13 protein-coding genes and 1 tRNA gene are annotated in these 12,349 nt (G+C 70.1%); 6 read left to right on the top strand and 8 right to left on the bottom strand.

The features are described from left to right. Positions 1-6 precede the first annotated feature (6 nt). Positions 7-594 (top strand): lytic polysaccharide monooxygenase, encoded by a 588-nt coding sequence (locus tag OG293_RS22790; RefSeq protein WP_406000630.1) that lies wholly within the window; start codon positions 7-9, stop codon positions 592-594. Positions 595-620: 26 nt separating this feature from the next. Continuing rightward, on the top strand, positions 621-2,294 hold the full coding sequence (locus OG293_RS22795) for an AMP-binding protein (RefSeq protein ID WP_406000631.1): 1,674 nt from the start codon (positions 621-623) through the stop codon (positions 2,292-2,294). Positions 2,295-2,438: 144 nt separating this feature from the next. Here the strand turns inward: OG293_RS22795 and OG293_RS22800 are convergent. The 6 genes from OG293_RS22800 to ehuB form a co-directional block, all read right to left on the bottom strand. Continuing rightward, a tRNA-Lys gene (locus OG293_RS22800) sits at positions 2,439-2,512 on the bottom strand. Positions 2,513-2,572: 60 nt separating this feature from the next. Continuing rightward, positions 2,573-3,331 carry an IclR family transcriptional regulator gene (locus OG293_RS22805; RefSeq protein WP_406000632.1) on the bottom strand — a complete coding sequence of 253 codons (759 nt, stop codon included), beginning with the start codon at positions 3,329-3,331 and terminating at the stop codon, positions 2,573-2,575. Positions 3,332-3,496: 165 nt separating this feature from the next. Continuing rightward, complete coding sequence (gene ehuA, locus OG293_RS22810; RefSeq protein WP_406000633.1) at positions 3,497-4,273, bottom strand: ectoine/hydroxyectoine ABC transporter ATP-binding protein EhuA; 777 nt, start codon at positions 4,271-4,273, stop codon at positions 3,497-3,499. Further along, complete coding sequence (gene ehuD / locus OG293_RS22815; protein ID WP_406000634.1) at positions 4,263-4,913, bottom strand: ectoine/hydroxyectoine ABC transporter permease subunit EhuD; 651 nt, start codon at positions 4,911-4,913, stop codon at positions 4,263-4,265. The genes ehuA and ehuD overlap by 11 nt, the downstream gene beginning before the upstream one ends. Beyond that, entirely contained in the window at positions 4,910-5,584 is a 675-nt protein-coding gene (ehuC, locus tag OG293_RS22820; protein WP_406000635.1) for an ectoine/hydroxyectoine ABC transporter permease subunit EhuC, read from the bottom strand. Before ehuC ends, ehuD begins: the two co-directional genes overlap by 4 nt. Then, positions 5,581-6,462: an ectoine/hydroxyectoine ABC transporter substrate-binding protein EhuB gene (gene ehuB, locus OG293_RS22825; RefSeq protein WP_406000636.1), complete on the bottom strand. Its 882-nt coding sequence runs from the start codon at positions 6,460-6,462 to the stop codon at positions 5,581-5,583. The genes ehuC and ehuB overlap by 4 nt, the downstream gene beginning before the upstream one ends. A gap of 42 nt (positions 6,463-6,504) precedes the next feature. On the opposite strand from ehuB, the gene OG293_RS22830 reads away from it, so the two are divergent. Beyond that, positions 6,505-7,008: a DUF3830 family protein gene (locus OG293_RS22830; RefSeq protein WP_406000637.1), complete on the top strand. Its 504-nt coding sequence runs from the start codon at positions 6,505-6,507 to the stop codon at positions 7,006-7,008. Between the two features lie 92 nt (positions 7,009-7,100). Here the strand turns inward: OG293_RS22830 and OG293_RS22835 are convergent, their stop codons facing one another. Continuing rightward, a complete protein-coding gene (locus OG293_RS22835) occupies positions 7,101-8,504 on the bottom strand; it encodes an amidase (RefSeq protein WP_406000638.1) in 1,404 nt (467 codons plus the stop codon). Further along, on the bottom strand, positions 8,485-9,447 hold the full coding sequence (locus tag OG293_RS22840) for a D-2-hydroxyacid dehydrogenase (RefSeq protein WP_406000639.1): 963 nt from the start codon (positions 9,445-9,447) through the stop codon (positions 8,485-8,487). The genes OG293_RS22835 and OG293_RS22840 overlap by 20 nt, the downstream gene beginning before the upstream one ends. 130 nt (positions 9,448-9,577) lie before the next feature. On the opposite strand from OG293_RS22840, the gene OG293_RS22845 reads away from it, so the two are divergent. The 3 genes from OG293_RS22845 (at position 9,578) to OG293_RS22855 (ending at position 12,240) form a co-directional block, all read left to right on the top strand. Then, positions 9,578-10,372, top strand: coding sequence for a decarboxylase (locus tag OG293_RS22845; RefSeq protein ID WP_406000640.1), 795 nt, complete (start codon positions 9,578-9,580; stop codon positions 10,370-10,372). After that, entirely contained in the window at positions 10,369-11,088 is a 720-nt protein-coding gene (locus OG293_RS22850) for a decarboxylase (RefSeq protein WP_406000641.1), read from the top strand. The genes OG293_RS22845 and OG293_RS22850 overlap by 4 nt, the downstream gene beginning before the upstream one ends. Positions 11,089-11,166: 78 nt before the next feature. Further along, positions 11,167-12,240, top strand: a complete 1,074-nt coding sequence (locus tag OG293_RS22855) for an LLM class flavin-dependent oxidoreductase (RefSeq protein WP_406000642.1) — start codon at positions 11,167-11,169, stop codon at positions 12,238-12,240. Positions 12,241-12,349 lie beyond the last annotated feature (109 nt).

Raw genomic sequence — 12,349 nt, forward strand, 5'->3', positions numbered from 1 at the left:
CGAAGCATGCGCAAGAAGTTGGGTGCGGCCGTGGTCGGCCTCGTCGTGGCGGGCACCACCCTGCTCGCCACCGGCAGCGCCAGCAGCCACGGCTACACCGAGTCCCCCATCAGCCGCCAGAAGCTCTGTGCCAACGGAACAGTCACCAACTGCGGCCCCATTCAGTGGGAACCGCAGAGCGTCGAGGGCCCCAAGGGCTTCCCGGCCGCCGGTCCCGCCGACGGAAGGATCTGTGCGGGCGGCCTCGGCCAGTTCGCGCAGCTCGACGACCCGCGCGGCGGTGCATGGCCAACGACCAAGGTCTCCTCGGGTCAGAACCACACCTTCCGGTGGCGGTTCACGGCCCGGCACCGGACGACCGACTTCAAGTACTTCATCACCAAGAGCGGCTGGAACCCCAACCAGCCGCTGACCAGGGCGGCGCTTGAGTCGCAGCCGTTCCTGACCGTCCCCTACGGCGGCAACCAGCCGCCGGAGACCCTGTCCCACTCCGGCAGTCTCCCGCAGCGCTCCGGCCGCCATCTGATCCTGGCGGTGTGGACCGTGCACGACACGGGGAAAGCCTTCTACGCCTGCTCGGATGTTCAGTTCTGACAGGTAGTCAGTTACCGTGCGGCGCCATGAGGAACGCGGATGCGGACACCGTTGCGGAGCTTGTGCGGCGTCAGTGGGGCGACCGGCGGGTGGGGCTGAGAAGCGAGACCCTCGCCCTCAGCCACCACCAGGTCGCCGCGGGCGCCGCCGCACGGGCCGCGCTCCTCGTGGACCTCGTGCCGCGCGGAGCGGAGCCGCACATCGGGGTACTGCTCGACAACACCCCGGAGTTTCCCCTGTGGCTCAGCGCGGCGGCCCTGGCCGGAGCCGCCGTCGCAGGGATCAACCCGACCCGTCGCGGAGCCGAACTGGCCCGCGACATCGTGCACACCGACTGCCGGGTGCTGGTCACCGAAGGCTCCCGCCTTCCCCTCCTCGACGGGCTCCACCTGCCGGGGACACGGGTGCTGGTGACCGACTCCGACGCCTTCGCCGAGCTGCTCGCCCCGTACGCCGCCGCCGAACCAGGCGAGGCCACGCTCGGGCCGGTCGGGCCCGGCAGCCGGTTGCTGCTCTACTTCACCTCAGGATCGACGGGCGCGCCCAAGGCCGCGATCTGCTCCCAGGGGCGGCTCGCGGCGGCGGGCGCGTCGCTGGTGCGGCACTTCGGTGTGCGCGAGAGCGACGTCCACTACATCTGCATGCCGATGTTCCACGGCAACGCCGTGATCGCCGACTGGGCGCCGGCGCTCGCGGGCGGTGCGGGCATCGCGCTGCGCCGCCGCTTCTCGGCCTCCGGGTTCCTCGACGACGTACGGGCCCATGGCGCCACCTACTTCACCTACGTCGGACGGGCCGTGCAGTATCTGCTGGCCACGCCCGAACGGGACGACGACCGCGAGCACGCGCTGCGGCTCGGCTTCGGCACCGAGGCGGGAGCGGTCGACGCGGCCCGATTCGAGGCGCGCTTCGGAGTGCGCCTGGTCGAGGGGTACGGCTCCTCCGAGGGCGGCGCGGCGATCCAGCGGACCCCCGACACCCCCGCCGGGGCGACAGGGCGGGCCGCCCCGGGCGACGACCTCGCGGTGGTCGACCCCGACACCGGCAAGGAACGGGCCACGGCCGTGGTGGACGAGCACGGACGGCTGCTGAACGGGTCAGAAGCGATAGGGGAGTTGGTCAACCGGGGCCCGAACCCCTTCGAGGGCTACTGGCGCCACCCCGAGGCGGACGCGGCCAGGACGCGGGGCGGCTGGTACTGGACCGGCGACCTGTTCTTCCGCGACGCCGACGGATTCCTCTGGTTCGCGGGCCGTACGGACGACCGGCTCCGGGTCGACAGCGAAAACCTCGCCGCCGCGATGATCGAGAACATCCTCTCCCGCTGGGAGCACGCGGCGGCCGTCGCCGTCTACGCCGTCCCGGACCCGGTGGCGGGCGACCAGGTGATGGCTGCGATGGCACTGCGCAAGGGGACGTCGTTCGACCCGGTGTCCTTCGCCGGCTTCCTCGCGGAGCAGGAGGACTTGGGGACCAAGATGGCGCCGCGCTTTGTCCGCGTGATGCGCTCCCTCCCGGTGACGGCGACGAACAAGGTCCACCGGGTGGGCCTGCGAAGGGCGGGGTTCGACGAGGGCGAGGTGTGGTGGAGCGGGCGGCATTCAGGCGGGGGCGGCTACCGGCGGCTGACGGAGGGGGATCGGGAGGGGCTGCGGGAGGAGTACGGGGAGCACGGGCGGGAGGGATTGCTCGGGCGCTGAGACGGGCCGACGCCACCGGCCGGGGAGACCCACCGCGGAGGCCGCCCGCTTCGGTCCGTCCGAGGGGCTCCCGCCGAGCGGGGTCCGGCCGAGCGCGGCACACGAAAAGGCCCCTCGCTGCTCGCGAGGGGCCTCTTCCGTCTGTGCGCCGCCAGGGACTCGAACCCCGGACCCGCTGATTAAGAGTCAGCTGCTCTAACCAACTGAGCTAGCGGCGCCTGCCGACTCGTTAATACTACCTGGTCCGGACGGCTGCCCGTGACATCCGCCGGCCCTCTCTAGATCGCCAGCGACAGCACCACCGGCGCGGCCCTGCGGTTCAGCGTGTCCGCCGCGGCGCGCAGTCGGTGGGCGTGTTCGATCGGCATCGAGAGCGCCAGGCAGCCCACGGCCGAGCCCGCCGTCAGCGGGACGGCCGCGCAGACCGTGCCCACGGCGTACTCCTGGAGGTCCAGGACCGGGACGGTCGCCGGCTGGGCGTCCAGCTTGGAGAAGAGCAGCTTCTCGCTGGTGATCGTCCGCGAGGTCAGCCGGGCGATCTTGTGGCGCGAGAGGTGGTCACGGCGGCCGTTCAGATCCAGCTGGGTCAGCAGGCACTTGCCGACCGCGCTCGCGTGGGCGGCGGAGCGGAAGTCCACCCATTCGTTCACCTTCGGGGCGCGTGGCCCGTCGGCGTACTGCGTGATCTTCACCTCGCCGTCGATGTACCGGCTGATGTAGACGGCAGCGCCGACGGAGTCGCGCAGTTCGGTGAGCGTCTCCTGGAGTTTCGCCTCCAGTGCCTGCTGCCGGGTGACTCCAGAGCCGAGGAGTATCAGTGAGTCACCGATCACATAGGCGCCGTCCGCGACCTGTTCCACATAGCCCTCGCGGCGCAGCATCGTCAGCATGGGAGCCAGATGGCCGGTCGGCAGACCGGTCTCGCGTGCGACCTGGACATCGGTGACACCGCCACCGTGCTTCGAGATCGTCTCCAGGACACGCAAGACGTATTGCACCGAGTGGAACGGCGCGGTCGGCTCGGGCTTCAGCGCCACGGTTCCCCCTAGCAGGTTGTGACCGCAAGCTTCCGTACCACGATAGCGGCCAAGAGCCGTTTCAGGGGCGGCTGTTGGCGAGAATGTGGGGCGCCCCAGCCCCTTCATCTGGGGCGCAATCACCTGGCATATGTCAGAGTCACACTTCGCACTCTGAGGGAGTGGTCAGAGCACCGCGCCGAGAAACTCGCGAGTACGTTCGTGCTCCGGATCCGAGAAGATTTTCTCCGGAGAGCCGGACTCGATCACCTTCCCCGCGTCGAACATCAGCACCTCGTCGGAGATGTCCCGGGCGAAGTTCATCTCGTGCGTGACACAGAGCATCGTGATGTCCGTCGAGCGGGCGATGTCCCGCAGCACGTCCAGGACGCCGGCCACCAGCTCGGGGTCGAGTGCCGAGGTCACCTCGTCGAGGAGCAGCACCTGCGGGCGCATCGCCAGGGCGCGGGCGATCGCCACCCGTTGCTGCTGGCCGCCCGAGAGCTGCGTCGGCTTCGCGTCCCAGCGGTCGCCGAGGCCGACCAGCTCCAGCAGTTCCCTGGCACGGACCTCCGCCTCGTCCTTGGACATGCCGAGCACCCGCACCGGGGCCTCGGTGATGTTCCGCAGAGCGGTCATGTTCGGGAAGAGGTTGAACTGCTGGAAGACCATGCCGATCTGCTTGCGCGCCGCACGGCGTTCCTTCTCGGCGGCCGGAAACAGCCGGCTGCCGTTCACCTGGATCGTGCCCTCGTCGGGTGTCTCCAGAGTCATCAGCAGCCGCAGGATCGTCGTCTTGCCGGAGCCGGACGGGCCGATGAGAGTGACGTGCTTGCCGGGCTTCACCGAGAAGCACAGGTCGTCCAGCACGGTGTTGTCGCCGAAGCGCTTCGTCACTCTCTCGAAGCGGATCAGTTCGTCGGACTTCGTGGTGGTGCCGGTGGTCGGGGTGTCAGCGGACAAGGCGGCGCTCCAGGGCTCGTACGAGAAGGGAAGCCGGATAGGCGATGAGGATGAAGGCGATGCCGATCACGGTCAGCGGCTCCGTGTACTGGAACGTCGACGCGCTCTCCAGGCGCGACTGCTGGAGCATCTCCAGCACACCGATCGCGGCGACCAGTGGCGTGTCCTTCAGCATCGCGATGACGTAGTTGCCGAGCGCCGGTGTGATGCGCCGGACCGCCTGCGGCAGGATCACCGCGAACCAGGTGCGGTGGGCGGGCAGGCTCAGGGCCGTCGCCGCCTCCCACTGTCCGGCCGGCACGGCTTCGATGCCGGCCCGGTAGACCTGTGCGGTGTACGTGGAGTAGTGCAGCCCGATCGCGATCGTGCCGGTGGTCAGCGCCGAGAACTGCACGCCCCACTCGGGCAGCACGAAGTAGAGGAAGAAGAGCTGCACCAGCAGGGGTGTGGTGCGGATGAACTCCGTGATCACGTTCACCGGCCACCGTACGAAACGCGTGGGCGCGCGGAATCCGATCGCCCAGACCAGGCCGAGCGTGAAGGAGATCAGCGATCCGAGCACCAGGATCTGGAGCGTGATCAGCACGCCGTCCCAGAAGCGCGGCATGAAGTCCGCGACCGCGGACCAGTCCCAGTTCACTTCGCGCCACCTCCGATGACCGCGACGCCGATGTTGCGTTTGGTCCTCTTCTCCAGCGCCTTCATCGAGCGGGTGATGACGAACGCGATCACGAAGTAGATGACCAGGCTGATGGTGTAGATCTGGGCGCTCTCCTGGGTCGCGAGGCGCACCAGGTAGGCCGCGAAGGACACGTCACCCACGCCGAGCAGCGACACCAGCGCGGTGCCCTTGAGCAGTTCGACCAGCAGATTGCAGAACGGCGGGATCATCTCGGGCACCGCCTGGGGCAGCAGGATCAGCCGCATCCGCTGCCACGGCGAGAAGCTGAGGGCGATCCCCGCCTCACGCTGGGCGGGAGCGACGGAGTTCAGGGAGCCGCGGACGATCTCGGCGCCGTACGCGCCGTAGGAGAGGCCGAGAGCGAGCACCGCGGCCCACACCGGGACCAGCTGCCAGCCCAGCAGCGGCGGCAGCACGAAGAACAGCCAGAACATCAGGATCAGCGCGGACGTGCCGCGGAAGATCTCGGTGTAGAGGCCCGCCAGGAAGCGGACGAAGCGTGAGCGGTGGGTGCGGGCGATACCGACGGCGAAGGCGACGAGTCCGGCCAGCGCCGCGCTGTACACCAGCAGTTGGATCGTCGTCCATATGCCGGGGAGCACCCAGTTCTGCCAGAGTCCGGCTGTCATCGGCACAGCTCCTCGGCGGTGAGCGTCGTCATCTCGTTCCTGGTGAAGCCGAACGGCCGCAATATGCGGAAGAGTTCGCCGCTCTCCTTCATCTTGTGTATCTCGACGTTGAACGCGTCCCGCAGTTCGGTGTCGGTGGGACGGAAGGCGAAGCCGCCGCCGTCGATCTTCTTCTTGCCGTCGACGACGGCGGCGAAGGGCTCGGTCGCCTCGGCCTTGCTGCTCTTCCTGGCCACCTCGCGGGTGGTCAGCGCCGTGCCCGCGAAGACGTCGACCCGGCCCGACTCGACGGCGTTCAGCCCGGCCACCTGGTCCTGGAGAATGACGATGTCCTTCTCGGGGAAGCCGGCGGCGACCGCGTAACCGATCTCCGCGTAGCCGGTGCCGGTGGCGAAACTCGCCTTCGCCTTCACCACGTCCTCGTACCTGTGCAGGTTCTTGGGATTGCCCTTGCGTACGATGAAGGAGTCGAGCATCTGGTACTCGGGGTCGGCGAACACGACCTGCTCGCAGCGCTCCTTGTTGATGTACATCCCGGCCGAGACGACGTCGAACTGCTGGGAGTTCAGGCCGGGGATCAGCGAGGCGAAGTCCGTCGCGACCGGCTGGACATGATCGATCCCCAGCCGTTTGAAGATCACCCGGGCCAGCTCCGGAGCCTCGCCGGTGAACTCGCCCTGGTCGTCGACATAGCCGTAGGGCACCTCACCCGCAATCCCCAGGCGCACCGTGCGCTGGGACTTCAGCCGGGCCAGGGCATCGCCCGACGGGACCCGGCTGCAGCCTGCCGCGCCCGCGGCGCCGAGGGTGCCGACGGCGGTGGCGCCGAGCAGCACTGTGCGTCTGCGAATCGTTCGTGTCAGTCGTGTACGAGCCATGGGCGCGCGGCTACCCGGCTCCTGCCCGGGTATGCCTACGGGATGTCCGACCGATACGTGACCGTAGCCCTCGACAAGCGCGGTGTCCGCTGCACCGCGAAGCTCCTCGACGACAAGGCCCCGCTGACGTGCGCGGCGGTCTGGGACGCGCTGCCCCTCGCGGGGGACGTGTACCACGCGAAGTACGCACGCAATGAGATCTATGCCCTGTTTCCGGCTTTCGCGGAGCGGGAACCGCCGCTGGAGAACCCGACAGTCACCCCCATTCCCGGTGATCTGTGTTATTTCACCTTCTCCGACGTGGAGTTGGGCACGTCGTCGTACGGCTACGGCGACGGGGCGGCCCTGCACGGCCGCCGGACGGTCGTGGATCTCGCGCTGTTCTACGAGCGCAACAATCTGCTGCTCAACGGCGATGTGGGGTGGGTGCCGGGGATCGTGTGGGGGACGGTGGTGGAGGGGCTCGACGAGATGGCCGAGGCGTGCCAGGGGCTGTGGCGCGGAGGTGCGTTGGGCGAAACACTCTCCTTCCGGCGAGCCGACTGACCGGCCAGGGCTCGGCCCCGGCCCCTTCGGGGGGACCGGGTTCGGGTCGGAGGACCGGGTCGGAGGAACGGGTTCGGGACGGAGCCCCGCGCCTACAACGCCGGCGGCCCCGGGATCGTCGCCGCGCCCGACTCGTACAGCGCGTGCGCCGCCCGCAGGACAAGACCGTCCGCATGTCGCGCCCCGATGAGCTGCACCCCCACCGGCATCCCCGACTCGTCCACCCCGCACGGCACGGTCGCCGCCGGCTGCTGCGTCAGGTTGAAGGGGTAGGTGAACGGCGTCCACCCCGTCCAGCGCCGGTGCCCCGAGTGTGCCGGCACCTCCGCCCCCGCCTCGAACGCGGTGATCGGCAGCGTCGGGGTGACCAGCAGGTCGTACGACGTGTGGAAGCGGCCCAGCCGCCGGCCCAGTTCCATCCGGGTGTCCACGGCCGCCAGATACTGCAGGGCGCTGTACCGCGACCCGATGCCGGCGATCTCCCGCAGCCCCGGGTCCAGCGACTCCCGCTGATGCGCGCCGAGCGGCTGGAGCAGCCGGGCCGCGCCGCTGAACCACAGGGTGTGAAAGGCCTCCACCGGATCGGAGATGTCGGGGTCGGACTCCTCGATGTACGCGCCGAGACCCGCCAGCGCCCCCACCGCCCGCCGCACCGCTGAAGCGACTGCCGGGCGCACCGCCACCTGGCCGCCGAAGGACGGCGAGTAGGCGATCCGCAGCCCCTTCACACCCTGCGAGAGTGCGCCGCGCACCCCGTCGGCCGGGCCCAGGTGCGACCAGTCGCGCCAGTCCTCGCCGCTGATCACATCGAGCATCAGCGCCGCGTCCGCGGCGTCGCGCGTCATCGTGCCCACATGGGAGAGCGTGCCGAAGGGGCTGGACGGATACAGCGGCACCCGCCCGTACGTCGGCTTCAGACCGAAGATCCCGCAGAAGGAGGCGGGTATGCGGACCGAACCGCCCCCGTCCGTGCCGAGCGAGAGCGCGCCCGCGCCGAGTGCCACGGCCGCCGCGCTGCCGCCGCTGGATCCGCCCGCCGTCCGTGCCGGATCGTACGGATTACCGGTCACCCCGTGCCGCGCGGAGTCCGTGACGCCCTTCCAGCCGAACTCGGGGCTCGTCGTCTTGCCCAGGAAGACCGCGCCGTGCGCGCGCAGCCGACCGACGGACGGCGCGTCCTCGTCCCAACCGCCCTCGGAGCGAACGGTGGTGGAGCCGCGCAGGGTCGGTCCGCCGCGTTGCAGCAGCAGGTCCTTGACCGTCACCGGGACTCCGTCGAGCAGTCCCTGCGGCTCCCCCTTGCGCCAGCGCTCGGCGGATGCGCGTGCCCGGGCCAGCGCCTGGTCGGCGTCGACCCGGACGAAGGCGTTCACCAGCGGCTGCGCCACCTCGATCCTCTCCAGTGCCGCGAGGGTCGCGTCGACGGGCGTGAAGTCGTCGTGCTCGTAGCCGGCCAGCAGTTGGTGAGCGGTGAGGTCAGTCAGCGGAGACGTCATGCATGGGGACGTACCCACGTTTCTTGTCGACCACGTTCGGGAACGGCTTTCCGGCCTCCCACAGCTCGTACAGTTCCACGAACTGCTCGCCGAGACGGTCGCGCCAGCCGACCGTGTCGCCGCTCATGTGCGGCGAGACGATCAGCCCGGGAACGTCCCAGAGCGAACTGGCGGGCGCGAGCGGCTCGGAGACGAAGACGTCGAGCGCCGCGCCCGCGATCCAGCGTTTGTTCAGCGCGGCGACGAGGTCGTCCTCGACGACCAGGGGGCCGCGTCCCACGTTGATGAACCGTGCCGACGGCTGCATCAGTCCGAAGCGCCGCGCGTCGAACATCCCGCGCGTCGCCTCGGTGAGCGGCGCGGCGCAGACCACCCAGTCGGCGCGGGCGAGCAGCGGATCGAGTTCCCGTGTGCCGTGGATGCCGGTGCGCTCGGTACGGCCGACGACGGCGACGGTGACCCCGAGGGACTCCAGCGTGCGGGCCACCGCACGGCCGATCGGGCCCGCGCCGACGACCGTCGCCCGGGTGCCCGCGACGCGCAGGCCCTCGCGGTGGCGCCAGCGCCGCTGCCGCTGCAGTTCCAGGGTGCCCGGGAGGTCCTTCGCCATCGCCAGCACCAGTCCGGCGACGTATTCGGCGATGGGCTCCTCGAAGACCCCCCGGGCGTTGGTGACCACGGTGTCGGAAGCGATCAGTTCCGGACACAGCAGGCGGTCCACGCCCGCGCTCGGGGTGTGCACCCAGCGGGGTCGCGGGCCTGTGCCGGGCCAGGCGGCGCGTACCGCGTCGGAGGTGAAGTCCCAGACCAACAGCACGTCGGCGTCAGGGAGTTGACGGGCCAGTGTCTGCTCGTCCGCGTACTGGACCTTAACCCGTCCGGTCAGTCGCCCGAGGCGGGGCGGAGGGTCGGCCGCGAGCACCAGAAGAGTGGGTTCGGACATCAAGCGGAAACCGTTTCGATGGGGGCGGCTCCCGTACCCGCAGGGCATACGGGGGAGTCTGACATGTACCGATTGACCACGCTCGCACCCGAACCTAACGTCGTCAACAACACGCTTGAGGGGGCCTGCGATGGATGTCTCCTTTCTCGGCGGACCACACCCCCAGCGGGGTGTCGGAGTGGTCGCCCCGTTCGACTTCGCCCTGGACCGCGAGCTGTGGCGCTGGGTCCCCGACGATGTCTCGCTGCGGCTGACCCGCACGCCCTATGTGCCTGTCGAGGTCTCCCTCGACCTGGCGCGGCTGGTGAGCGAGCACGAGACACTGGCCGACGCGGTCCGGGCACTCGGCGCGTCCGAGCCCGAGATCGTCGCCTACGCGTGCACATCGGGAAGTTTCGTCGGCGGGCTCGCCGGCGAGCGGGCCATGTGCGAAGCGATGACCTCGGCGGGGGAAGTGCCCTCCCTGACCACGTCCGGCGCCCTGCTCGAAGCACTGGGCGAGCTGGGCGCCGCTCGTATCGCCCTGGTCACGCCCTATACGGAGTCGGTCACCCAGGCGCTGGAGGAGTATCTGGCCGAAGCCGGGGCAACCGTCACAGGCCGCGCTTTTCTCGGGCTGACCCGGCACATCTGGAAGGTGCCGTACCGGTCGGTGGTGGACATGGCGCGGCAGGCGGTGGTGGGCGCGGCGGACGCGCTCTTCATCAGCTGCACCAATCTGCCGACGTACGACGCGATCCCGCAGCTGGAGGCCGAACTGAGAATGCCGGTGCTGTCCGCGAACCAGGTGACGATGTGGGCGGCCCTGCGCAGGATCGGGGTGCACGCGGTAGGCCCTTATCAGGCACTGCTGCTGGACCCGGCGGCGACGGTGGCGACGACCGAGCCGACGACCGAGCCGGAAGAACAGGAAGGCTGGACATGACCACGGTGGGACTTCTGTACCCGGGGCACTCCGCCGAGGACGACTATCCCCGCTTCGAGGTGCTGCTCGACAGCGACATCAGACTGCCCGTCTTCCACACCGACATCGGCGAGGACGCCCATCGTGTCGACGCGCTCCTGCGGATGGGCGAGGCCGGCCGACTCGCCGAGGGCGTGGAGGAACTCCGCCTGGCGGGCGCGGAGTCGGTGGTCTGGGCGTGCACCAGCGCAAGCTTCGTGTACGGCTGGGAGGGCGCCCACGAGCAGATCCGCACCCTGGCCAGGGCGGCGGGACTGCCCGCGTCGAGCACGTCGTTCGCCTTCACCCACGCCGTCGCGGCGCTGGGCGCCGCGCGGGTCGCGGTCGCCGCGACCTATCCGCAGGATGTGACCGACCTGTTCACCGCCTTTCTCAAGGCGTCGGGGGCCGAGGTGGTCGCCGACCGGGCGAGCGGGATCGTCACGGCGGCGGAGGTCGGCACCTGGGGCCGGGGCGAGGTGCTGGAGCTGGCGCGCGCGGGTGACCACCCGGACGCCGAGGCGGTCCTGCTGCCGGACACGGCCCTGCACACGGCGGCGTACCTCCCCGAGCTGGAGGAGCTGCTGGGCAAGCCGGTCCTCACGGCGAACCAGGTGACGGTGTGGGAGGGGCTGCGGCTGGCGGACCGCAGGGCCTGGGCGCCGAAGCTCGGCACCCTCTTCGCCAGGCGCGAGTGACCCCCGGTCGGGAATAAACGGAGAGACCCTCCTGTTCGGCTGTGCTGTATGCGACTTCATGCGTGGGAGGGCTCACCGGTGGACGACATTCGAGGCACGGCGATCGGATCCGCACCCGTACCGCTGTCGGTACTGGACCTGGTCACGGTCGGAGCCGGCCGCACCGCGAGCGACGCTCTGCGTACCAGCGTGGAGATATCCGGGCTCGCCGAGCGCCGGGGCTTCCACCGCCACTGGGTCGCCGAGCACCACTCCATGCCGGGCGTCGCCTCCTCGTCCCCGGCCGTGATCCTCGCCCACCTCGCCGCCCACACCGAGCGCATCCGTCTCGGCTCGGGCGGCGTGATGCTCCCCAACCACGCGCCACTGGTCATCGCCGAACAGTTCGGCACGCTGGAGGCACTCGCCCCGGGCCGCGTCGACCTGGGGCTGGGCCGCGCGCCCGGCACGGACGGCGCGACGGCCGCGGCCCTGCGGCGCACGGACCGGCTGAACGAGGGCGCGGACGACTTCCCGCAGCAGCTCGCCGAGCTCACCCGCTTCCTGGACGACGACTTCCCGGACGGCCATCCCTACGCCCGTATCCATGCGGTTCCGGGCCCGGTCCAGGGTCCCTCGTCCCGTCCGCCGATCTGGCTCCTCGGCTCCTCGGGTTTCAGTGCCCGGCTGGCCGGAGTGCTCGGGCTGCCGTTCGCGTTCGCCCACCACTTCTCGGCGCAGAACACCGTCCCGGCCCTCGACCTCTACCGCGAGTCCTTCCGTCCGTCCGCCGCGCTGGCGGCTCCGTACGCCCTGATCGGCGTCTCCGCGCTGGCGACGGACGACGAGGCGGAGGCCCGTCGGCAGGTGCTGACCGGCGCGCTGGCCATGCTGCGGCTGCGCACCGGCAGGCCCGGTCTCATCCCGACGCCCGAAGAGGCGGCGGCCTATGAATTCAGCCCCGTCGAGCGGGAGTTCGTGGACAGCTGGCTGCTGAACGTCATTCACGGCACGCCGGATGCGGTACGTGCCGGTCTGGACGACCTCCAGAAGCGCACCGGCGCCGACGAGTTGATGATCACGGCCAATGCGCACGGCGGTGACGTACGGCTGCGCTCGTACGAACTGATCGCCGATGCCTACGATGTGCCGGCCGAAGTGGTTCCTTCCTGAACCGCCTGGCCGCCCGGCCTTAAGGGAGTCCTAAAACCGCTCGTCACCGATGGTGGCGGGCGGTTTCGCATACCGGGGATGGGCGTCTGACAAGCGGTTTCGTCAAGAA

It is taken from the genome of Streptomyces sp. NBC_00829, assembly GCF_045161795.1.
In the GTDB taxonomy this organism is placed as follows: Bacteria; Actinomycetota; Actinomycetes; order Streptomycetales; family Streptomycetaceae; genus Streptomyces.

Coding starts and splice junctions, on each gene's coding strand:
- OG293_RS22850 (WP_406000641.1), top strand. CDS start 10,369: ATGACCACGGTGGGACTTCTGTACCCGGGGCACTCCGCCGAGGACGAC.
- ehuB (WP_406000636.1), bottom strand. CDS start 6,462: ATGGCTCGTACACGACTGACACGAACGATTCGCAGACGCACAGTGCTG.
- OG293_RS22795 (WP_406000631.1), top strand. CDS start 621: ATGAGGAACGCGGATGCGGACACCGTTGCGGAGCTTGTGCGGCGTCAG.
- OG293_RS22840 (WP_406000639.1), bottom strand. CDS start 9,447: ATGTCCGAACCCACTCTTCTGGTGCTCGCGGCCGACCCTCCGCCCCGC.
- OG293_RS22830 (WP_406000637.1), top strand. CDS start 6,505: ATGTCCGACCGATACGTGACCGTAGCCCTCGACAAGCGCGGTGTCCGC.
- OG293_RS22790 (WP_406000630.1), top strand. CDS start 7: ATGCGCAAGAAGTTGGGTGCGGCCGTGGTCGGCCTCGTCGTGGCGGGC.
- ehuC (WP_406000635.1), bottom strand. CDS start 5,584: ATGACAGCCGGACTCTGGCAGAACTGGGTGCTCCCCGGCATATGGACG.
- OG293_RS22845 (WP_406000640.1), top strand. CDS start 9,578: ATGGATGTCTCCTTTCTCGGCGGACCACACCCCCAGCGGGGTGTCGGA.
- OG293_RS22835 (WP_406000638.1), bottom strand. CDS start 8,504: ATGACGTCTCCGCTGACTGACCTCACCGCTCACCAACTGCTGGCCGGC.